The sequence below is a fragment of the Ancylobacter sonchi genome, from assembly GCF_018390695.1.
Classification (GTDB): domain Bacteria; phylum Pseudomonadota; class Alphaproteobacteria; order Rhizobiales; family Xanthobacteraceae; genus Ancylobacter; species Ancylobacter sonchi.
This window is the reverse complement of sequence record NZ_JAHBGF010000028.1, coordinates 50,062-70,056: the sequence shown is the minus strand read 5'-3', so window position 1 is coordinate 70,056 and position 19,995 is coordinate 50,062. Positions and strand designations below refer to the sequence as shown.

Genomic DNA, 19,995 nt, shown 5'->3' with positions numbered 1-19,995 from the left:
CGGGACGAAGGCCCGCCTGTGTGAGAGGCACGGCCTCGTCATACGGCAGAGCCGGCCGGGGTTGCCGCGCGTCACCGCGCCGGCGGACGTCCGAGCTTGCCGTAGCGCTTGACCGTCCGCTCGCGCTTGAGCCGCGACAGCCGCTGCAGCCAGAAGACACCGTCGAGCTGATCGATCTCATGCTGGTGGCACACGGCGCGCAGTCCGCCGGTCTCCTCCTCATGCATGGTGCCGTCGATATCCTGATAGCGCACCCGCACCCGCGCCGGCCGCTCGATCTCCTCGGTGACGCCGGGCATGGAGACGCTGCCCTCGGCGTGGCGCTCCGTCTCCTCGGATACCCACACCAGCTCCGGATTGACGTAGAGGCTCGGTTCCGGGTCGTCCGGCAGCTCCAGCACCACCACCCGCAGCGGCACGCCGACATGGGCGGCGGTGATGCCGATGCCCGGCGCCGCCCGCAGCGTGTCGACGAGGTCGAGCGCCAGCGTGCGCAGCGCGTCGTCGAAAGCCGTCACCGGCGCCGCGACCGCGCTCAGGCGGCGATCCGGGAACGTTACGAGGGGGCGAGTTGTCATGACACCACGTGAATCACTGCACGAACCGAGGTGACATCGATGCCACGATTCCACTCCGCCTCCCACCGCGGCATCGAGACAAGTGACGTTACGTAATTTTAATACACGCCAATTACTAAATTCACCATTAGATTAAGAAGATAATAAACTATATAATACTGTATTCGTCCGTTTACAAAAAGAAGACTCATAAATATCCTTCGGTAAATTCATAAAACCGGAGGAAGTCGTGCCCGCATCCCGCCACCCGATCGCGCGCAAATCCCACCGCGCGCCGCTCCTCGCTTCTGCGTGCATCTGCGCCGGCTTCCTTGGGCTGGCGACGCTTCCGGCGCAGGCGGCGGACCTGCCGGGAACACCGGCCGCCTCGGCGGGCGATGCGGGCTATGAGATCGACACCGAGAACATCTTCGGCTTCACCGAGGGCTCGGACACCAATGATCGCGGCGAACAGGAGCTGTCGATCTCGGCGGTCGGCCGCTTCAACCGGGCGGCGGAGGACAGCGACGCCTCCTCGACCTACCACGCCTGGGAAGGCGAGCTGGAATACGAGTACGGCTTCACCCGCAACCTGACCGTCGGGGTGAGCGCCTCCTTCGCCCATGCCGACATCAGCAATATCGAGGATCTCGACGACACCAGCGGCGGCGGCTTCAACGGGCTGTCGGCGGAGATCAAGTACCGCCTGCTCAGCTGGGAGCATTCGCCGGTCGGCCTCACCCTCGCCATCGAGCCGGAATGGAGCCGCTTCGACGACGATTCCGGCGCGCGCGTCGACGGATTCGGCCTGCCGATCCGGCTGCTGATCGACCGGGAGATCATGTCGGAGACGCTGTTCGGCGCCATCAACCTCGCCTACGAGCCGGAATGGGCCGGCAGCGACAAGGAAAGCGGGCTGGAAATCTCCGGCGCGCTCAGCTGGCAGGCGGCGCCCGGCTTCTTCCTCGGCGGCGAGCTGCGCTATCTCGCCGGCTTCGAGGGCGCCGGGCTCGACAGTTTCGAGGGCGGCGCGCTCTATCTCGGCCCCAGCCTGTACACCCAGCTCGGCAAGTCGGCCTACTTCAAGGCGGCCTATTCCTACCAGATCGCCGGCTCCGCCTCGGAGGGCGAGGGCAATCTCGACCTCATCAGCCACGAGAAGCATCAGCTGCTGCTGAAGCTCGGCGTCGAGTTCTAAACCCGGCGCCGTCCCGTTCCCGTCTCCCGGCGCCCCGCGCTGCCGCTTGACGGCCCCGCGCTGCGCTGCATCATGGCAGCATGACCAAGATCAAGAGCTTATGCGTTTATTGCGGGGCGGCCAGCGGGGACGAACCCATCTATCTCGAAGCCGCCCTGGAGCTGGGGCGCCTGCTCGCGCAGGAGAACATCCGCCTCATCTATGGCGGCGGCGGCGTCGGGCTGATGGGGGCGACCGCGCGCGCCTGCGCCGAGGCCGGCGGCCATGTCACCGGCATCATCCCCGACTTCCTGATCGGCAAGGAACAGGCCTTCGAATACGCCCACGAGCTGATCGTCACCCGCGACATGCATGAGCGCAAGCGGCTGATGTTCGAGCGGGCCGACGCCTTCCTCGCGCTGCCGGGCGGCATCGGCACGCTGGAGGAATTGGTCGAGCAGCTCACCTGGGTGCAGCTCAACCGCCATCGCAAGCCGGTGATGGTGCTGAACATCGCCGGCTTCTGGGACCCGCTGCTGCGGCTGTTCGATCACATGCAGTCGACCGGCTTCGTCAATGTCGGCCGGCCGATCCGCATGCTGGTCGCGCACAATGTGCGCGCGGTGATGCCGAAGCTCGCCACCGCGCTGTCCAACGTGCCGGAAGCCGAACTGCACGGCGAGGCCGCCGAGCAGGTGCTCGACCGCATGTAGCGGAGCGGGACGGACCCGGCCGGCCGTTCAGCGGCCGGCGGAGTCAGTATTCGCTGTCGCGCGGTGGAGTGGGATCCTTGCCTGGGGCAATGGTATCCTTGCTGCGGATAAGGCGGTCGGTTCCCTTCAGGGTGAGTTCGCCGCCGCCCTGTCGGGACAACATCGCGCGCGCGGCGGCTTCCGCTTCGGCCTGGATCCGATGCACGCTCGATGCATGCTCCGCATCGTTGCGCTTGTTGACCCAATCGCCCTTGGCGTTTCGATAGACCATGCGATCCTGATCTTTGCTCATCAGCCCTCCATGGGCAGAAGAACATATCAGGAGCCTACCTGACGCCAGGCAGGTCCGCTGCCGATCTCATCGACCGGCGCGCCCCGTTCAGCGGCCGGCGGACTCGCCCGCCAGCTGCTTCTCTACCGTGGTATTGCCGAGCCAGACCGCGCCGCGCGGCACGGTGTTGCGGCTCTTCGGCACATAGCCCTGCTTCTGGAAGAAGCCGAGCGCGGTGTCGCTCGCATCCGCCGTGAGGCTCTTGGCGCCGCGCGCCGCCGCCAGCCGCTCCGCCGCGTCGAGCAGCTGCGCCCCGACGCCCTCGCCGGCGACGTCCGGACGCACGTAAAGCAGGTCGATCACCTTGTTGTCGGCGAGCGCGATGAAGCCCACCGGCTCGCCGTCGCGCTCGGCCACCAGCGTCAGCGCGCGGGCGAGGCGCGGCGCCAGCATCTCCTCGTCGGCCGCCGCGGCCGCCCAGGCTTCCTGCTGGTCATCGTCATAGTCGTCGCCGGTCAGCTCGAAGATCGACTCGGCGATGAGCGCGGCAAGAGCCGGCGTGTCGCTGGGCAGGAAAGGCCGCAGGCCAGCGGCAGGCTTGTCGCTCAACGCTTGGCCTCCCAGGTGGTGGAACCGTCCTTATTATCCTTCAGCGCCACGCCCTGCGCCAGCAATTCGTCGCGGATGCGGTCGGAGGCGGCGAAATCGCGGTTGCGCCGGGCGGCGATGCGCTCGGCGATGCGCGACTCGATCTCCTGCTCGGAGATCGCCAGCACCGGCGCGTGCGCCGCGCTCCACGCCGCGAGGCGCGCGGGTTCGAAGCCGAGGAAGGCCAGCGTGCCGGCCAGTGCCTTCTTGCCGGCATGGTCCTTCAGCGCGTGCATCTCGGCGATGGCCTTGGGCGTGTTGAGGTCGTCGCACAGCGCCTCCAGCACCGCCGGCGCCGGGCGCGGATGCGCCTCCGTCGTGGCGATGTCGAACCACTGCTCCAGCGTGCGGGCGCTCTCCTCCAGCCCCTTCACCGTCCAGTCGATCGGCTGGCGGTAGTGGGTCTTCAGCATGTTGAGGCGCAGCACGTCACCTGGCCAGTCGGCGAGCAGGTCGCGGATGGTGACGAAGTTGCCGAGCGACTTCGACATCTTCTCGCCTTCCACCTGCAGGAAGCCGTTATGCATCCACAGCTTAGCCATCACGCCGGTGTGGAAGGCGCAGCGCGACTGCGCCAGCTCGTTCTCATGGTGCGGGAAGACCAGGTCGATGCCGCCGCCATGGATGTCGAAGGTCTCGCCGAGATGCTTCCAGCTCATCGCCGAGCACTCGATGTGCCAGCCGGGACGGCCGGGCACCGCGATGCCGGACGGCGAGGGCCAGCCCGGCTCGCCGATCTTGGACGGCTTCCACAGCACGAAGTCCATCGCGTCGCGCTTGTAGGGCGCGACGTCGACGCGGGCGCCGGCGATCATGTCCTCCAGCGGGCGGTTCGACAGCCGGCCATAGTCGGGCATGGACGGCACCGAGAACAGCACGTGGTCCTCGGCGACATAGGCGTGGCCGGAGGCGACGAGGCGCTCGATGAGGTCGCGCATCTCGGCAATGTGCTCGGTCGCGCGGGGTTCCACGTCGGGGTGGAGCACGCCCAATGCCTCGAGGTCGTCGTGGAACTGCGCCTCGGTGGAGAAGGTCACCTTGGCGATCGCCTCGTTGAGGTCGAGCCCGGGATATTCCTGCGCCGCGCGTGCGTTGATCTTGTCGTCGACGTCGGTGATGTTACGCACATATTTGACGTGCGACGGCCCGTAGAGGTGGCGCAGCAGCCGGTAGACGAGATCGAACACGATCACCGGGCGCGCATTGCCGATATGGGCGAGGTCATAGACGGTCGGTCCGCACACATACATGCGCACGAGCTTGGGATCGAGCGGCGCGAAGGCTTCGCGCTGGCGCGTGAGCGTGTTGTAGAGCTTGAGCTCGGGCAGCACCGTGCCCGAATTGTCCGCTCCCGAAACTGCCGACATATGTTCGCCTTCCCTCAGATCCCCCGGCCACTGTTGCACGGAGGCCGCGCCTCTTGTTCCGTTTGCACGGCGACGTCAAGGCCGTACCGCTTCGCAGCGACGGCCGGTTGACGAGCCGGAGCCCCCACGTTTATCCAGCCGCCGGGCCCGACGCACGGTTCGCCGTGGAACTTTAGCGTGGGCTTAAGCTTTTTGTCGTCTGCTGCGGCGTCTGCTCGCTGTCGGCGAGCTTCCGGTAAAAGTGTCCAGCCATGCGCGCCGCAACGATGTTCCGTTCTGCCCTCCTCGCCGCCGCCCTTTCCGCTGCCGTTCCGACGCTCGGCCTGGCTCAGGAAGCCGGCAAGATGTTCGTCGTCGACATGTCCGACGGCTACGGCGTCGACAATTGCGTCGCCAATGGCGGCGCCTGCGGCCAGGCCATCGCCGACGCCTGGTGCCGGGTGCACGATTTCGAGCGCGCCGTGAGCTTCGGCAAGGTGACCAGCGACGCGCTGCGCATCTCCGTCGCCGCCAAGACGGCGCAGACCACCTGCACCGGCGGCTCCTGCCGCGACACCGTCGCCATCACCTGCCGCTGAGGCCCCTCGCCTTCCCTGAAGAGGCCAGGCCTCTTCCCTGAAAAAGGCCGGCATCGACCGGCCTTTTTGCGTTTTCCGCCGGACTATTGCTTTTGCGCCACTAGCGCACGAAGTCGGCGCAGCGCGGCGCTTCCGTCTGCGCGCCCCACGGCATGACCGGCACGCTGGTGGTGGAGTTCTTCGGGCTGCCGTCGATCAGCTTGTCGGAATAGACCAGATACACCAGAACGTTGCGCTTCACGTCGCAGCCGCGCACGATCTGCATCTTCTTGAAGATCAGCGACCGGCTCTCGCGATAGACCACGTCGCCCTGCTCGAACTTGCCCTTGAAGGCGATCGGCCCCACCTGCCGGCAGGCGATGGAGATGTCCGACACCTCCTCCGCCACCCCCAACATGCCGGAGACGCCGCCCTTTTCCGGCACGGTGTAGTAGCAGGCGACGCCCTCCACCATCGGATCGTCAATGGCATAGGTGGCGAGCTTGTCGTCCGGGGTGAGGAACTTCCACACCGTCGACTTCCTGAAGATGAGATCGGGGCCGTCGGCCCGCGCGATGCCGCCGAGGCCCGGCGCCAGCACGGCCGCGAGGCCGAGCGCAAGGACGGGGAGCAGGGCACGCAAACGGCGAATGGTCATCGACTTGTGTCTCCAATATCGGGGCGAGCGTGATATGGGGTGTGTTGCCGCGCCCGCAACGCGACGGTACTCCAATCCGGCAGAGCCCGGCCATTGGAACTCGTGACTCCAGGCTCGCCTCGCCGGCTTGCCTTGTCGGCCGGAGACGAGTTCAAACTTTGGCCAATCTCGACGTGCTTGGTGCAGGGATCTTATGGAGTCGCGCCCGTGACGTGCGGCCCCGAACGCGCAGGACAGTACCGACCAATGACAACCGCCAGTGCCGGCCTCTCACGCGCCTCCGCCGTGCGTTCCTCCCTCACAGCGCTCGCCCTGCTGGTGGTCGGCACGGGCGCGGCCATGGCGCAGGATGCCGGCGCCTGCGTCCGTCTGGAGGGGCAGCTCGCCCAGCTCGACCGCGGCGGCGGCCAGCGCGATCTGAGCGCCGTCATCGGCCAGCAGCAGCAGGACGTCGCCAATCTCAGCGCGCAGGTGCGCCAGCTGGGCTGCGACAAGCGCGGCTTCCTGATCTTCCAGCCGCAGCTGCCGCCGCAATGCGAAGGGCTGAACCGCCGGCTCGCCCAGGCCCGCTCGACGCTCGACCGCACCATGATCGAGGCCCGCGGCGAGCGCAGCGGCAACGACCAGCAGCGCCGTCAGCTGATCACCGCGCTGGCACAGAACAATTGCGGCCCGCAGTACCAGGCCGCGCTCGGCGAGTCGCGCGCGGCGGCGGCGGCCCCGCAGCGGCCGCGCAACTTCTTCGAACAGCTGTTCGGCGTGCCGCGCCAGGATCCGGAATCGGACGAGGCGCCGTCGATGGACGCCCAGCCGCTGGAGATGGAGACGCCGAAGTCGTCGAATTATCGCACCGTCTGCGTGCGCACCTGCGACGGCTTCTTCTTCCCGATCTCCTACAGCACCAACGCCAACAGCTTCGCCTCGGACGAGGCCCAGTGCCAGCGCCAGTGCCCGGGCACCGAGGCGCGGCTCTACGTCTATCGCAGCTCCGGCGAGGACATCGACAACGCCGTCAGCGTCAGCGGCCAGAGCTACATGTCGCTGCCCAACGCGCTGCTCTACAAGAAGCAGTATTCGCAGGCCTGCTCCTGCCGCCCGGCCGGCCAGAGCTGGGCGCAGGCGCTGTCGAGCGAGACCGATCCGACCCTGCGCAAGGGCGACATCGTGGTGACCGAGGATACCTCGCGCGAGATGGCGCAGCCGCGTCCGGCAACTCCTGCCGCCGCCCCGGCGACGCCGCGTCCCCGCACGCAGCAGCAGCAGCCGGTGGCGCCGGCGCAATAAGTCGGACGACGGCGGTGCGGATCGCTCACCGCCATGCGTCGACGATCACGGAGCGGCTCCGGCCTCCTCCGTCTGTTGCCCGAAATCGGAGCGGCTCCCGCCGCCTCCGTTTGTGTCCTAAAAGAACCGACAATCCCCACGAGGGGGCGGCGAGCCGTCAGGCGGCCTCGCCCCTCAGGCGCGCCTGAGCCCGCTCCCGGCCAATCAGCGGCAGCAGCGCCTTGAGCTCCGGTCCGCTCTCGGCGGCGGTCAGCGCCGCGCGCAGCGGGTGGAACAGCGCCCGCCCCTTGCGGCCTGATGCCGGCTTCAGCGCCGCCAGCCAGTCGGCGTAGACTTCCTCGCCCCACGGCGCCGGCGGCAGCAGCTCGGCGGCCTGTGCGAGGAAATCCGCATCCTCGCCGGCAATGACCGGCGCGACCGGCCCCTCGACCACCCGCCACCACAGCGCCGCGTCCTTGAGCGTCGCCAGATTGCCGCGCACGGCCAGCCAGAACGGCTCGCCGCCGCCTATGCCGAGCGCGGCGAGCCGCGCCTCCACCGCCGAGAAGGGCAGCACATGCAGCGTGCCGGCGGTGAGCGCCGCGAGATCGGCCGGGTCGAAGCGCGCCGGCGCGCGGGAGATGGCGGCGAGATCGATGCGGGCGGCGAGCGCGTCGAGATCGGCCGCCGGCTCCACCGCCAGCGAGGTGCCGGTGAACAAAGCGAGCGCCGCCACCGCGAGCGCCTCCTGCCCGTCCTCGCGCAGCGCTTGCAGCGACAGATGGCCGAGCCGCTTCGACAGCCCCTCGCCGCTCGGCAAGGTGAGCAAATTGTGGTGGCCGAAGGCCGGCACCGCGCCGCCCAGCGCCTCGATGATCTCGATCTGCACCGCGGTGTTGGTGACGTGGTCCTCGCCGCGAATGACATGGGTGATCCCCATGTCGATGTCGTCGACCACCGAGGTGAAGGTGTAGAGATAGGAGCCGTCGGCGCGCACCAGCACCGGATCGGACAGGCCGGACGAATCGATGCTCTGGCGCCCGCGCACGAGGTCGTCCCACGTCACCGGGCGCCCCTCGAGCCGGAAGCGCCAGTGCGGGCGCCGCCCTTCCGCCTCGAGGCGGGCGCGGTCCTCGGCGGTGAGCTTCAGCGCCGCACGATCATAGACCGGCGGCAGGCCGCGCCGGCGGCGCGAGAGACGGCGGGTCTCCAGCTCCTCCTCGGTCTCGTAGGCGGGATAGAGGCGCCCCTCCGCCCGCAGCCGGTCGGCGGCAGCGTCATAGAGCGCGAGCCGTTCCGACTGCCGCTCGACGCGATCCGGCGCGATGCCGAACCACGCCATGTCCTGCGCGATCGCCTCCGCAAACTCGCGCGTCGAGCGCGCGGTGTCGGTGTCGTCGTAGCGCAGGATGAAGGTGCCGCCCTCTCGCCGGGCGAACAGCGCGTTGTAGAGCGCGCTACGGGCATTGCCGACATGCAGGAGGCCGGTCGGCGACGGGGCGAAGCGGAGAACGGGAGCGCGGGTCATGGAGCAGGCTTATCGCCGAGGCCGGGCCGGCTTACAACCGGGCCTTTCCGTCACTGGCGGATGGAAAGGCCGAGATTGCGGGCGGCATCCAGATTCTTCGCCGCCGCGAGGCCGACAAGGCCGATCAGCCGCGCCGAATCGACATCCGCATTGCTGAAGTCGGCGCCGGCCACATTGGCGCCGGTGAGGTCGGCACCGGCGGCATCCATGCCGACCAGCGAGGCCCCCGCCAGATTGGCGCCCCGGAGATTGGCATAGCGGAGCTGGGCGCGGGACAGGTTGGCGCCCGCGAGATCGGCGCCCTCGAGATCGGCCGAGTTCAGCACGCCGCGCATCAGCCCCATGGACTGGTTGCGCATGTCGGCGCTGAAATCGGCACCGGAGAGATTGGCCCCGCGAAGATCAGCGCGAGAGAGATCGCCAGCGATGCGGGCACTGGCAAGGTCGGCGCCGGCGAGCCGGCTGTCCTGTGCCTGCGTGCTGAACAGGCTGGCCTTCTTCAGGCTGGCGCCGGAGAGGTCGGCCTTCAGCATCCACGCCTGATCGAACACCGCGCCGTCGAGATGCGCGCCGGAGAGATTGACGCGGTTAAGCAGCGCGGCGCGGAAATTCGCCCCGGTCAGGTCGAGGCCGGACAGATCGAGGCCATTGAGCCGCCGCCCCGCGAGATCGACAGGTTTGCCCGGCTGTGCCGCCGCGACCAGCGCCTCGACATCGGCGCGGCTCATCTCGGCCGTCGTCATCTGCGGCGAATTCAGGTCGAGATGACGCAGCATGTCCTGCGCCACGACCGGCGCGAGGCCGAGGCCTCCGGCCAGCAGCATGGCGAACCCGATCGTCCTCGCCGCCTTCACAGCGTGCCTCCGCCCGGCTCCGGGCCACCGCACGTCGACGGCAGCCCCCGCAAACCACAGCCGACGCCAGTGATACCACCGGCGCGCCGGCTCGGCGCATCACGACTGCGGCAGTGGCCGGCGCAAGGCCTTACGCCGGCAACCGCCGGCTTGAGGCGCGGCGCCGACAATGGCCGCCTGAGGTGCTAAGCGGTCTCGCGGAACCGGTTGGTGATCGGATAGCGGCGGTCGCGGCCGAAATTGCGCGGGGTGATCTTCACCCCCGGCGCCGCCTGCCGGCGCTTGTATTCGGCGAGGTTCAGCATGCGCTCCACCCGCGCCACCAGCGCCGCATCGAAGCCCTGCGCGGCGATCTCGGCGACCGGCAGCTCCTTCTCCACCAGCCCTTCGAGGATGGCGTCCAGCACCTCGTAGGGCGGCAGGCTGTCCTGGTCCTTCTGGTTCTCGCGCAGCTCGGCGGTCGGCGGCTTGATGATGACGTTGTCCGGCATCACCCGCCCGTCGGGGCCAAGCGCTTCGGCCGGCTTCCAGACATTGCGCAGGTGGCAGAGGCGGAACACCTGCGTCTTGTACAGGTCCTTCAACGGATTGTAGCCGCCATTCATGTCGCCGTAGAGCGTGGCATAGCCGGCCGACATTTCCGACTTGTTGCCGGTGGTCACCACCATCGAGCCGAACTTGTTCGATACCGACATCAGGATGGTGCCGCGGGCGCGCGACTGGAGGTTCTCCTCGGTGATGCCGCGCTCGGTGCCGGCGAACAGCGGCTTGAGGCAGGCTTCCAGCCCCTCCACCGCCTCGGCGATCGGCACGATGTCGTAGCGGCAGCCCAGCGCCTCGGCCACCGCCGAGGCATCGGAGAGCGACTCGTTGGAGGTGAAGCGGTAGGGCAGCATCACGCAATGCACCCGCGCCGCGCCGAGCGCGTCGACCGCCATCGCCGCCACCAGAGCCGAATCGACGCCGCCCGACAGGCCGAGCACCACGCCGGGGAAGCGGTTCTTCTCCACATAGTCGCGCAGGCCCATCACGCAGGCGGCGTAATCCGCCTCGTCGCCGGTGAGCAGCGGGGCGCGCGCGCCCTCCTCGCAGCGCCAGCCATCGGCCCAGCGTTCCCAACGGGTGATGCGCACCCGCTCCTGGAAATTCGGGAACTGGATGGCGAGCGAGCGATCGGCATTGAGCACGAAGGAGCCGCCGTCGAACACCAGCTCGTCCTGACCGCCCAGCTGGTTGATATAGGCGAGCGGCAGCCCGCTCTCGACCACGCGGGCGACGGCGATGTTCATGCGCTCGTCATAGACGGTGCGGCGATAGGGCGAGCCGTTCGGCACCAGCAGGATCTCGGCGCCGGTCTCCGACAGGCACTCCACGACATCCGGCGTCCAGATGTCCTCGCACACCGGTACGCCGAGCCGCACGCCCTTGAACGGGATCGGCCCCGGCATCGGCCCGGCGGCGAAGATGCGCTTCTCGTCGAACGTGCCGTAATTGGGCAGGTCGACCTTGTAGCGCAGCGTGGCGATCCGCCCTTCCTCCAGCAGCGCCACCGCGTTGTGGAGCTTGTCGCCATCGACCCAGGGCGAGCCGATCAGCACCGCCGGCCCGCCATCGATGGTGTCGGCCGCCAGCATTTCCACCGCCCTGCGGCAGGCGGCCTGGAAGGCAGGTTTCAGCACCAGGTCTTCCGGCGGATATCCGGAAATGAACAGCTCGGTGAACAGGATGAGGTCGGCGCCCTGTTCGGCCGCGAGGGACCGGGCGGCGCGCGCCTTCTCCAGATTGCCGGCGACGTCGCCGACGATCGGGTTGAGCTGGGCGAAGGCAATGAGGAGCTGGTCGACGGGAGCGCTGGACATAAGGCTGATTTAATGGCTCGCCGAGGGCTCGGCAATCGCTGTTGTACCACGCGGCATGGGGTTCATCGCGTGAGCTTCGCGACGAGGGTGCGGGCGACGTCCGCCCATTTGCGCAGCCCCATCGCCGCGATCTCCGCCTCGCGCCCCCTGAGATAGGCCCGGTCGCGAATCGGCTTCTCCAGCGCCGCCGCCATCGCCTCGGCGTCGGCCGGGTCGAAATAGTCGGCGGCCGGCCCCATCACCTCGGGAATCGAGGTGATCCCGGAGCATACCGAGAGCTTGCCGAACCACGCCGCCTCGCCTACCGGCAGGCCCCAGCCCTCGTAGCGGCTGGGATAGACGTGGAACAGGCACGCCCGGTAGAGCGCCGCCAGCTTGGCGTCGTTCGGCCGGTCGACCAGCACCACCTTGTCGCTGAGCTCGGGATGGCGGGCGATCGCCGCCTCGCGCCGCGCCGCCTGCCGGCCATGCGCGCCGGCGATGACGAGGGTCGGCAGCCGCTCCGGCCCGAGCCGCTTGCCCAGCTGGCCCCAGACATCCAGCAGCAGGTCGAGATTCTTGCGCCGGTGCCCGAGCGAGCCGACCGTCACCACGAACTCGCCGGGCGGTACGACCGAGAGGTCCGGCGTCCCCTCGAAGGCGAATTCATGAGCGAGCGGCACCACGTCCATGCGCTCGACATGCCCGCCCATCGCGACCACCTCGCGCTCGACCTCGTCGGCCGTGTAGCGGGAGACGGCGAGGAAGTGCGTGGTCTGCCGCACGAGGCTGCGGAACCAGTGCACGAAGGCGGGGTTCGGCAGTTCCTCGTTGCCGGCGGTCAGCGGGATAAGGTCGTGGATCAGGGTGACGATCTCGACCTGCGGCGCCAGCGCCCGCAGCCGTTCGATCTGCTGCGGCACCATCCACGCCATGCCGAGCACCGCCGCGCGCACCGCCTCGCCCGGCGCGAGATCGAGCGGGCGCAGCGCCCAGCCGACGGGCCGCGCGCCAGCCGGGGCGCGCTCGGCACGGGCAGCGCGCCAGTTCTTCAGCCGGCGGCGGGCGATGTGCCAGAAACGGCGCACCGGCTCGTCAAAATGCCGCGTGCCGACGAACGGCACCGGCACGCCGATGAGGCCGAGCGCGGAGCGCAGATCGGCCGGCCGCGTCCAGCTGTCGTCGGCGAACAGCGCCGGGTCGATGCCGACATAGGCCTTGCGGGCGGGGTGATAGAAGGCGAGCATCACCGGAGGCTCGGCCCCGCCGGCCGTCGCATGGTGCGCGAGGCGCACCACCACCCGGATGATGCCGCCGATCCCGCCGCCGGCGGAAAGCAGGATCACCACGTCGGTGAGGTCGAGAATGATGCGGGCGGGCGCGGCGAACGCCTGCGGAGGAGCGTCGAGGGGCATCAGCATAATCCGCGTCCCGCGCCATGCGGAACGATGTCGGCTGCTGTTCTAAAGCTTTTCTCGCTCGGAGGGAAACAGGGCTGTGCGTGCGTTAGAATCGTTATATTTCAATATATTGCCGAATAATTCTTGCGCAGTACATGAGATGGGTTGCGACCGATCACTCCGCCGCGAGGGCACACACCGGCGGCGTGCGCCGCGCGCCCCATTCGCGCAGGCTGAGCACCGCCGCGCGCAGCGCTTCTCCCTCCGGGGTGAGCCGGTAGCCGACCTGCGGCGGCACGGTGGGATAGACGGTGCGGTCGATCACGCCATCGGCCTCCAGCTCGCGCAGCGCCTTGGAGAGGATGCGCTGCGACACGGTCGGCATGCGCCGCTGCAGTTCCATGAAGCGCAGCTCGCCCTCCAGCAGGTGATAGATCACCCCACCCTTCCATTTGGCGCCGATGATCTCCAGCGCCGCCTCCACCGGGCAGCCGGTGCCTCGCGTGTAATTGCTGTGCCGCCTCGCCATGATCCGCTCCGTCCGACCGGCGGAATGTAGGATGCGGCGCCGGGCGACGTAAGGGGCTTACATTTTCGATACCAGCCGACAATTTCGTGCGTTCTTGCAGGACCCGGCCGCCTTGCCGACATTCGCTGCCGATCCGCATCACGGCGCGAAAGCGCGGGAGACACGTTATGAAGGCCATCGGCTACATCGACTCGCTGCCCATCTCCGAGGAGCGCGCGCTCTTCGCCTTCGACACGCCGGAGCCGGCGCCCGGCCCGCGCGACCTCAAGGTCGCGGTGAAGGCGATCGCCGTCAATCCGGTCGACACCAAGGTGCGGATGCGCCGTGCCGGCACCGCCGCCGAGCCGGTGATCCTCGGCTGGGACGCGGCCGGCATCGTCGAGGCGGTCGGCGCCGAGGTGACGCTGTTCAAGCCGGGCGACAAGGTGTTCTACGCCGGCGCCATCAACCGGCCCGGCACCAACGCACCGTTCCATCTGGTCGACGAGCGCATCGTCGGCCATATGCCGGCCTCGCTCGGCTTTGCCGAGGCGGCGGCGCTACCGCTCACCGCCATCACCGCCTGGGAGGCGCTGTTCGACCGGCTGCGCCTCACGCGCGACAGCGCCGGCACTCTGCTGATCATCGGCGCCGCCGGCGGCGTCGGCTCGCTCGCCGTCCAGTTCGCCCGCCAGCTGACCGGGCTCACCGTGGTCGGCACCGCCTCGCGGCCGGAGAGCCGGGAATGGCTGGAAAAGCTCGGCGCCCACGCGGTGATCGACCACACCCGGCCGCTGTCCGAGGAACTCGCCAGGGCCGGCTTCGAAGGCGCCGACCACGTGTTCAGCCTCACCGGCACCGACACCCACTGGCCGGAGATCGTCAAGGCGCTGAAGCCGCAGGGCCAGGTGGCGCTGATCGACGATCCCGACCTGATCGATGTGCGCCTGCTGAAGCAGAAGAGCGCCTCGCTGCACTGGGAGTTCATGTTTGCCCGGCCGCTGTTCGGCACGCCGGACATGATCGCCCAGCACGACCTGCTCGACGAGGTGGCGCGGCTGGTTGACGCCGGGCAGGTGAAGACCACGCTCGGCGCCAATTACGGGCCGATCACGGCGGAGAACCTCAAGCGCGCCCATGCGGCGCTGGAGAGCGGCCGCGCCATCGGCAAGATCGTGCTGGAAGGCTGGTGAGGCTTCACCTCACCCCGCCGCCAGCCCGAGCACGCCGGTGAGATAATCCAGCATGCCCCCGGCATCGCCCACCGCGCCCGTCCAGCCGACATATTTGTCCGGCCGGACGATCAGCGCCGCCGGGGCCGGGCCGAAGGCGGCGGCGAACATGCCGGCCGCATCGTAGAACAGGCTGACGCCCGGCGGCGCCTCCACCGCCGCGTCGCCGGGCGCCACCGCCACCAGCCGGAGCGGCGCCCGCACCGAGGCGCGCAGCTGCGCCGCCAATGCCTCCAGCGCCGAAACCTCGCCGCGCCGCACCGTGGCGAGCAGCACGAGATCCGGTCCGCGCACCGCATCGGCAAGGCGGAGCGGGAAGCCGAGCCCGTGGCGGCGCAGGCCCTGCACCTCCGGCAGCCGGTCACCGGGCTCCACCGGGCCGACAGCGGCACCGACGCTGAGCGGACCGCCGCGATAGTTCACCAGCAGCTGGGTATCGGCCAGCCGGTCCTCCGGCGGCCGCGGCCGGCCGAAATTCAGCGACTGCTCGACGGTGCGGGCGATCACCGCCTCGGCGACCGGGCGCCGCTCGGCCTCGTAGCTCGCGAGCAGGGCCGGGCCGGCCTCGCCGCGCGCCACCGCCGCCAGCTTCCAGCCGAGATTGTAGGCGTCCTGGATGCCGGTGTTCATCCCTTGCCCGCCGGTCGGCGGATGAATGTGGCAGGCGTCGCCGGCGATGAACACCCGCCCGGTGCCATAGCGCGCGGCGAGCCGCATCGAGATGCGGAAGATCGACGACCAGCGCAATTCCGACAGCCTCGGCGGATCCGGCAGCAGCCGGTCGGCGACCTCCTGCAGGTCGGCGAGCGTGGCGCCCGGCCGGTCGATCTGGATGCCGTGGCCGGTGCCCTGCCCCGGGGCGCCGAGCCGCTCCGGCGCGACCATCGAGACGCGGTAGCGCCCGCGCTCCGGCAGCGGGATGGCGACGAACAGGTCCGGCGGCGCCTCGGGAATCGGGCGCAGCGCGAACAGCGCCCGCCCGCGCGGCAAGTCCTGCTCGGGCGGAAGGTCCCAGTCGATGCGCACGTCGCCGAGCATGAATTCCATCGGCCAGGCCTCGCCCTCGAAGGCGATGCCGAGCACCCGGCGCACCGCGCTATGCGCGCCGTCGCAGCCGACGACATAGGCGAAGCGCGCGGAAGAACCGTCGGCGAAGCGTGCCTCGACGCCCGTCTCGTCCTGCGTCAGGCCGGCGAGCTCCACCCCGCGCTCGATTCCGACGCCCTGGCCGGCGAGATGCCCGGCCAGCAGGCGCTCGGTGGCGTCCTGCGGCACGCCGAGCTGGGCATAGGGCAGGTCGGCGAAGTCGTTGTCGCTGTCGCGCGCGGGATGGCCGTGCACCAGGGTGCGCAGCCCGTCGAGCCATATGCCGGCGTCGACCAGTGCACCGGCGAGGCCGAGATCGTCCATCACCTCCAGCGTGCGCGGTGTGACGCCGATGGCGCGGCAATAGGGTGAGGCTGACGCCAGCTTGTCGACCAGCCGCACCCGCACGCCGTGGCGCACCAGCACGGCGGCGAGCGTCAGCCCGACCGGGCCGGCGCCGACGATCAGTATGTCGTTCATGGCCGCATCTTTCATGGCCGTGTCCTCCGCGGATCGGCGATACCGGACGGCGGACGGCATGTCGCCGCCCGCTGTGGCAGCGTCAGAGCGGGTAGCCCAGGATCGCCACGCCGTCGGCGCCACCGAAGCCAGTGGCACGGATATCGGACAGCTCCTTCAACGTCGCGATCTTCCGCGCACGCATCTGGTCCCGTACCGCTGCGGGCCTCGCTGGCCGGTTCGGCAGATCGATGTGAAGCACGATGATCCTCCTGCACGCTCGGGCCGACAAAACGCAAGACGGCGGACGAGGGGTTCCCCGTCCGCCGTCCGATTATCGTCGCTTCGCGTGGCGGATCAATGTACCGCCGCCGGCGTGCGCGAGACCGGCATCGGCCTCGCGCAGGAGTGATCGGCGCGGCAGTGATCGGCGCGGCAGTGATCGGCGCGGCAGTGATCGGGCGAAAGCGCCCTACTCCGCCGCCTGCGTCACCGGGCGGGTGCGGCCCGCACGCTCCTGCTTCAGCAGCTCGGCGACGAGGAAGGCCATCTCGATGGCCTGCTCGGCGTTGAGCCGCGGATCGCAATAGGTGTGGTAGCGATCCTTCAGGTCGGCGTCGGAGATCGCCCGCGCGCCGCCGGTGCACTCGGTGACGTTCTTGCCGGTCATCTCCAGATGCACGCCGCCGGCATAGGTGCCTTCGGCCGCGTGCACGGCGAAGAAGTCCTTCACCTCGGAGAGGATCTGGTCGAACGGACGCGTCTTGTAGCCCGACGCCGCCTTGACGGTGTTGCCGTGCATGGGATCGCACGACCACACCACGGTGCGGCCCTCGCGCTGCACCGCGCGCACCAGCCCCGGCAGGTGGTCGCCCACCTTGTCGGCGCCGAAGCGGGCGATCAGCGTCAGCCGGCCGGCCTCGTTGTCCGGGTTCAGCTGGTCGATAAGGCGGATGAGGTCATCCGGCTTCAGCGACGGGCCGCATTTCAGGCCGACCGGGTTCTTCACGCCACGGGCATATTCCAGATGCGCATGGTCCGGCTGGCGGGTGCGGTCGCCGATCCAGATCATGTGGCCGGAGGTGGCGTACCAGTCGCCGGTGGTGGAATCCACGCGGGTGAGGGCCTGCTCGTAGCCGAGCAGCAGCGCCTCGTGGCTGGTGAAGAAATCGGTCGAGCGCATCTCCGGGTGCACTTCCGGATCGATGCCGATGGCACGCATGAAGTCGAGCGCCTCGGTGATGCGGTCGGTCAGCGCCTGGTAGCGGCCGGATTGCGGTGAGTCCTTCACGAAGCCCAGCATCCAGGTGTGCGCATTGGCGAGGTTGGCGTAGCCGCCATTCGCGAAGGCGCGCAACAGGTTCAGCGTCGCCGCCGACTGGCGGTACGCCTCGACCTGACGGCGCGGATCGGGGATGCGCCCTTCCGGCGTGAACTCGATGTCGTTCACGATGTCGCCGCGATAGGACGGCAGCTCCACGCCGCCGATGGTCTCCATCGGCGCCGAGCGCGGCTTTGCGAACTGGCCAGCGATACGCCCCACCTTCACCACGGGGGAGGCGCCGGCATAGGTCAGCACCACCGCCATCTGCAGGAAGACGCGGAAGAAATCGCGGATGTTGTCGGCCGAATGCTCGGCGAAGCTCTCGGCGCAGTCGCCGCCCTGCAGCAGGAACGCCTCGCCCTTGGCCACCTTGCCGAGCTCGCGCTTCAGGCGGCGGGCCTCACCTGCAAAAACCAGCGGCGGAAACGAGGCAAGCTGACGCTCCACCGCGGCCAGGGCCTCGGCGTTCGGATAGTCCGGCACCTGCTGAATGGGCTTGGCCCTCCAGCTATCCGGCGTCCAGCGGTCAGACATGATTGCCTCCTCATCGGCAGCGTCGCGCGGTTTGTTGTCTCCTTCCCGCGCGGAAAAGGCCGGCCTTATACACCCAAGGCTGTGGAAAGCGCCAGAGCGGTGGCGCCGCAGCAGGATTGCAGCGATGCCAGCGGGCTCTTTCCTCGCGCAACCCAACGGGGAGAGCCAGTATACGCCTTCCTTGGCCTCTTCCCATTGGGCAGGGGTGGCCCGCATAGCGGGTCGGTGTGGGGCGATAGGATCGGGAAGCGGGGAGCCCCCTCGCCTCACTCCTCCATCGACATCGGAGGCCTCCGATGTCGATCACGGCGAGTGCGGAACCCGGCTGTCGCTGGGTCCCGTGCGGGGAAGGCGAACCGTCTCAGATGGCCGGTGTCGATTCCGCCGACTGCTCGGGCAGATCGCTGGAGGCGTGCTTGGTGCGCATCGTCACCAGTTCCTCCGCCGCGCTCGGGTGCAGCGCGATGGTGCGGTCGAAATCCGCCTTGGTGCCGCCCATGGCGAGCACGATGCCAACGATCTGGATCATCTCCGCCGATGCCTCGCCGATCAGGTGCACGCCGAGCACCCGGTCGGTCGTCTGGTCGACCACCAGCTTCATGAAGGTGCGGGTGGCGCGGCCGGACAGCGTCGCCTTCATCGGGCGGAAATCGGTCTTGTAGATGTCGAGCCGGTAGCCCTTGGCCCGCGCCTCCGCCTCGGTGAGGCCGACCACGCCGATCTCCGGCTCGGTGAACACCGCCGTCGCCACCAGCGAATGGTCGACCGTCCACGGCTTGTCGCCGAACACGGTATCGGCGAAGGCGTGGCCCTCGCGGATCGCCACCGGGGTCAGCTGCAGCCGGTCGGTGACGTCGCCCACCGCGTAGATCGACGGCACATTGGTGCGCGAGCCGGCATCCACCTTGATGGCGCCGTTGGCGGCCAGCTCGACGCCGGCATTCGCCAGCCCGAGGCCGGAAGTGTTGGGCTGGCGGCCGATGGCGAGCATCACCTCGCCGGCGACGATCTCGCGCCCGTCCGACAGGCTCACCCGCTTGGCACCGGCCTCGGCGTGGATTCCGGTGATGGTGACGCCAAGCTCGATGGCGATGCCGTTCGCCCGCATCTCCGCCTCGAGCCGCTGGGCGACCTCGTCGTCGAACTCGCGCAGCAGGCGCGCGCCGCGATGCACCACCGTCACCGTCACGCCGAGGCCGGCGAACAGGCAGGCGAATTCCAGCGCGATATAGCCGGCGCCCTGGATGACCATGCTGTCCGGCAGCCGCTCCAGATGAAACGCCTCGTTGGAGGTGATGGCGAGCTCGCGGCCGGGTATGGCCGGGCCGAGATTGGGATGGCCGCCGGTGGCGATCAGGATGTACCGCGCCGTCAGCCGCGTGCCGTCGGCCAGCCGCACCGCATGCGGCCCCTCGACGGTGGCGCGCTGGGCGACGATCTCGACGCCGGAGCGGCCGAGATTGGCGCGATAGGCGCCTTCCAGCCGCGCGATCTCCTTGTCCTTGTTGGCGACCAGCGTCGGCCAGTCGAAGCTGGTGCCGGCGATGCTCCAGCCGAATCCGGCGGCGTCCTCGAATTCGTGCGCGAAGCGCGAGGCGTAGACGAACAGCTTCTTCGGCACGCAGCCGCGGATCACGCAGGTGCCGCCGACGCGATATTCCTCGGCGACCATCACCTTGGCGCCATAGCCGGCGGCGATACGGGCCGCACGCGTACCGCCGGAGCCCGCCCCGATCACGAACAGATCGACGTCGTAGCTGGACATTGCGGAGCTCCCGGCTGATGGCGCGGACACCGCGACGTGCGGGTCCTGCCTGCCATATCGCCCCATGTCGCCCCGAGCCCGCCCCGCGTCAAGCCATCGAGCGCCCGGCGCAGCCCTGCCATACGCGCGAAACGGGGCGACGGCGTCCGCGCGGGCACCGCGTGCGGCACGGCTCAGGCCGCGGCATGGGCTGCCGGGCACGGCGCATGCGAGCCCCGCATCGACAGGCCGCCCACCGTAGAGGAACGGCGCAGCT

General features: G+C 69.2%; 19 protein-coding genes. 5 read left to right on the top strand and 14 right to left on the bottom strand.

Features of this window, described 5'->3' with window-relative positions; all coding sequences use genetic code 11:
* Positions 1-71: 71 nt before the first annotated feature.
* Positions 72-578, bottom strand: a complete 507-nt coding sequence (locus tag KHC28_RS15755; RefSeq protein ID WP_214009318.1) for a peptide deformylase — start codon at positions 576-578, stop codon at positions 72-74.
* A 229-nt stretch (positions 579-807) separates the two neighbouring features.
* Here KHC28_RS15755 and KHC28_RS15750 point away from each other — a divergent pair, with 229 nt between their 5' ends.
* Positions 808-1,755, top strand: coding sequence for a DUF6662 family protein (locus KHC28_RS15750; RefSeq protein ID WP_214009317.1), 948 nt, complete (start codon positions 808-810; stop codon positions 1,753-1,755).
* A gap of 80 nt (positions 1,756-1,835) precedes the next feature.
* Positions 1,836-2,447: an LOG family protein gene (locus tag KHC28_RS15745; RefSeq protein WP_214009316.1), complete on the top strand. Its 612-nt coding sequence runs from the start codon at positions 1,836-1,838 to the stop codon at positions 2,445-2,447.
* Between the two features lie 43 nt (positions 2,448-2,490).
* On the opposite strand, the gene KHC28_RS15740 is transcribed toward KHC28_RS15745, so the two are convergent.
* The 3 genes from KHC28_RS15740 to cysS form a co-directional block, all read right to left on the bottom strand.
* Positions 2,491-2,739 carry a DUF2188 domain-containing protein gene (locus KHC28_RS15740; protein ID WP_214009315.1) on the bottom strand — a complete coding sequence of 83 codons (249 nt, stop codon included), beginning with the start codon at positions 2,737-2,739 and terminating at the stop codon, positions 2,491-2,493.
* An 87-nt stretch (positions 2,740-2,826) separates the two neighbouring features.
* Positions 2,827-3,327 carry a GNAT family N-acetyltransferase gene (locus tag KHC28_RS15735; protein WP_214009314.1) on the bottom strand — a complete coding sequence of 167 codons (501 nt, stop codon included), beginning with the start codon at positions 3,325-3,327 and terminating at the stop codon, positions 2,827-2,829.
* Positions 3,324-4,733, bottom strand: a complete 1,410-nt coding sequence (gene cysS / locus KHC28_RS15730) for a cysteine--tRNA ligase (protein ID WP_214009313.1) — start codon at positions 4,731-4,733, stop codon at positions 3,324-3,326. The genes KHC28_RS15735 and cysS overlap by 4 nt, the downstream gene beginning before the upstream one ends.
* 266 nt (positions 4,734-4,999) lie before the next feature.
* On the opposite strand from cysS, the gene KHC28_RS15725 reads away from it, so the two are divergent.
* Positions 5,000-5,311, top strand: coding sequence for a hypothetical protein (locus KHC28_RS15725; RefSeq protein ID WP_246564901.1), 312 nt, complete (start codon positions 5,000-5,002; stop codon positions 5,309-5,311).
* Positions 5,312-5,411: 100 nt separating this feature from the next.
* Here the strand turns inward: KHC28_RS15725 and KHC28_RS15720 are convergent, their stop codons facing one another.
* The gene (locus KHC28_RS15720) at positions 5,412-5,948 is read right to left on the bottom strand and encodes a CreA family protein (protein ID WP_214009311.1); all 537 of its coding nucleotides are present in this window, start codon (positions 5,946-5,948) and stop codon (positions 5,412-5,414) included.
* 246 nt (positions 5,949-6,194) lie between these two features.
* Here KHC28_RS15720 and KHC28_RS15715 point away from each other — a divergent pair, with 246 nt between their 5' ends.
* Positions 6,195-7,232 (top strand): DUF2865 domain-containing protein, encoded by a 1,038-nt coding sequence (locus tag KHC28_RS15715; RefSeq protein ID WP_214009310.1) that lies wholly within the window; start codon positions 6,195-6,197, stop codon positions 7,230-7,232.
* Between the two features lie 157 nt (positions 7,233-7,389).
* Here the strand turns inward: KHC28_RS15715 and KHC28_RS15710 are convergent, their stop codons facing one another.
* The 5 genes from KHC28_RS15710 to KHC28_RS15690 form a co-directional block, all read right to left on the bottom strand.
* Positions 7,390-8,739, bottom strand: a complete 1,350-nt coding sequence (locus tag KHC28_RS15710) for a glutamate--tRNA ligase (RefSeq protein ID WP_214009309.1) — start codon at positions 8,737-8,739, stop codon at positions 7,390-7,392.
* A gap of 50 nt (positions 8,740-8,789) precedes the next feature.
* Complete coding sequence (locus KHC28_RS15705; RefSeq protein ID WP_214009308.1) at positions 8,790-9,563, bottom strand: pentapeptide repeat-containing protein; 774 nt, start codon at positions 9,561-9,563, stop codon at positions 8,790-8,792.
* Between the two features lie 215 nt (positions 9,564-9,778).
* Positions 9,779-11,452 (bottom strand): NAD+ synthase, encoded by a 1,674-nt coding sequence (locus KHC28_RS15700; protein WP_214009307.1) that lies wholly within the window; start codon positions 11,450-11,452, stop codon positions 9,779-9,781.
* A gap of 62 nt (positions 11,453-11,514) precedes the next feature.
* Complete coding sequence (locus tag KHC28_RS15695) at positions 11,515-12,852, bottom strand: glycosyltransferase (RefSeq protein ID WP_214009306.1); 1,338 nt, start codon at positions 12,850-12,852, stop codon at positions 11,515-11,517.
* A 154-nt stretch (positions 12,853-13,006) separates the two neighbouring features.
* Positions 13,007-13,360, bottom strand: coding sequence for a winged helix-turn-helix transcriptional regulator (locus KHC28_RS15690; protein WP_214009305.1), 354 nt, complete (start codon positions 13,358-13,360; stop codon positions 13,007-13,009).
* Between the two features lie 167 nt (positions 13,361-13,527).
* Here KHC28_RS15690 and KHC28_RS15685 point away from each other — a divergent pair, with 167 nt between their 5' ends.
* Positions 13,528-14,532 (top strand): zinc-binding alcohol dehydrogenase family protein, encoded by a 1,005-nt coding sequence (locus KHC28_RS15685; protein ID WP_214009304.1) that lies wholly within the window; start codon positions 13,528-13,530, stop codon positions 14,530-14,532.
* Between the two features lie 9 nt (positions 14,533-14,541).
* Here the strand turns inward: KHC28_RS15685 and KHC28_RS15680 are convergent, their stop codons facing one another.
* The 4 genes from KHC28_RS15680 to gor form a co-directional block, all read right to left on the bottom strand.
* Positions 14,542-16,137 carry an FAD-dependent monooxygenase gene (locus KHC28_RS15680; protein ID WP_246564899.1) on the bottom strand — a complete coding sequence of 532 codons (1,596 nt, stop codon included), beginning with the start codon at positions 16,135-16,137 and terminating at the stop codon, positions 14,542-14,544.
* Positions 16,138-16,219: 82 nt separating this feature from the next.
* On the bottom strand, positions 16,220-16,378 hold the full coding sequence (locus tag KHC28_RS15675) for a hypothetical protein (protein WP_214009302.1): 159 nt from the start codon (positions 16,376-16,378) through the stop codon (positions 16,220-16,222).
* Between the two features lie 210 nt (positions 16,379-16,588).
* Positions 16,589-17,974, bottom strand: a complete 1,386-nt coding sequence (locus KHC28_RS15670) for a class II 3-deoxy-7-phosphoheptulonate synthase (RefSeq protein ID WP_214009301.1) — start codon at positions 17,972-17,974, stop codon at positions 16,589-16,591.
* A 361-nt stretch (positions 17,975-18,335) separates the two neighbouring features.
* Complete coding sequence (gor, locus tag KHC28_RS15665) at positions 18,336-19,739, bottom strand: glutathione-disulfide reductase (RefSeq protein ID WP_214009300.1); 1,404 nt, start codon at positions 19,737-19,739, stop codon at positions 18,336-18,338.
* Positions 19,740-19,995 lie beyond the last annotated feature (256 nt).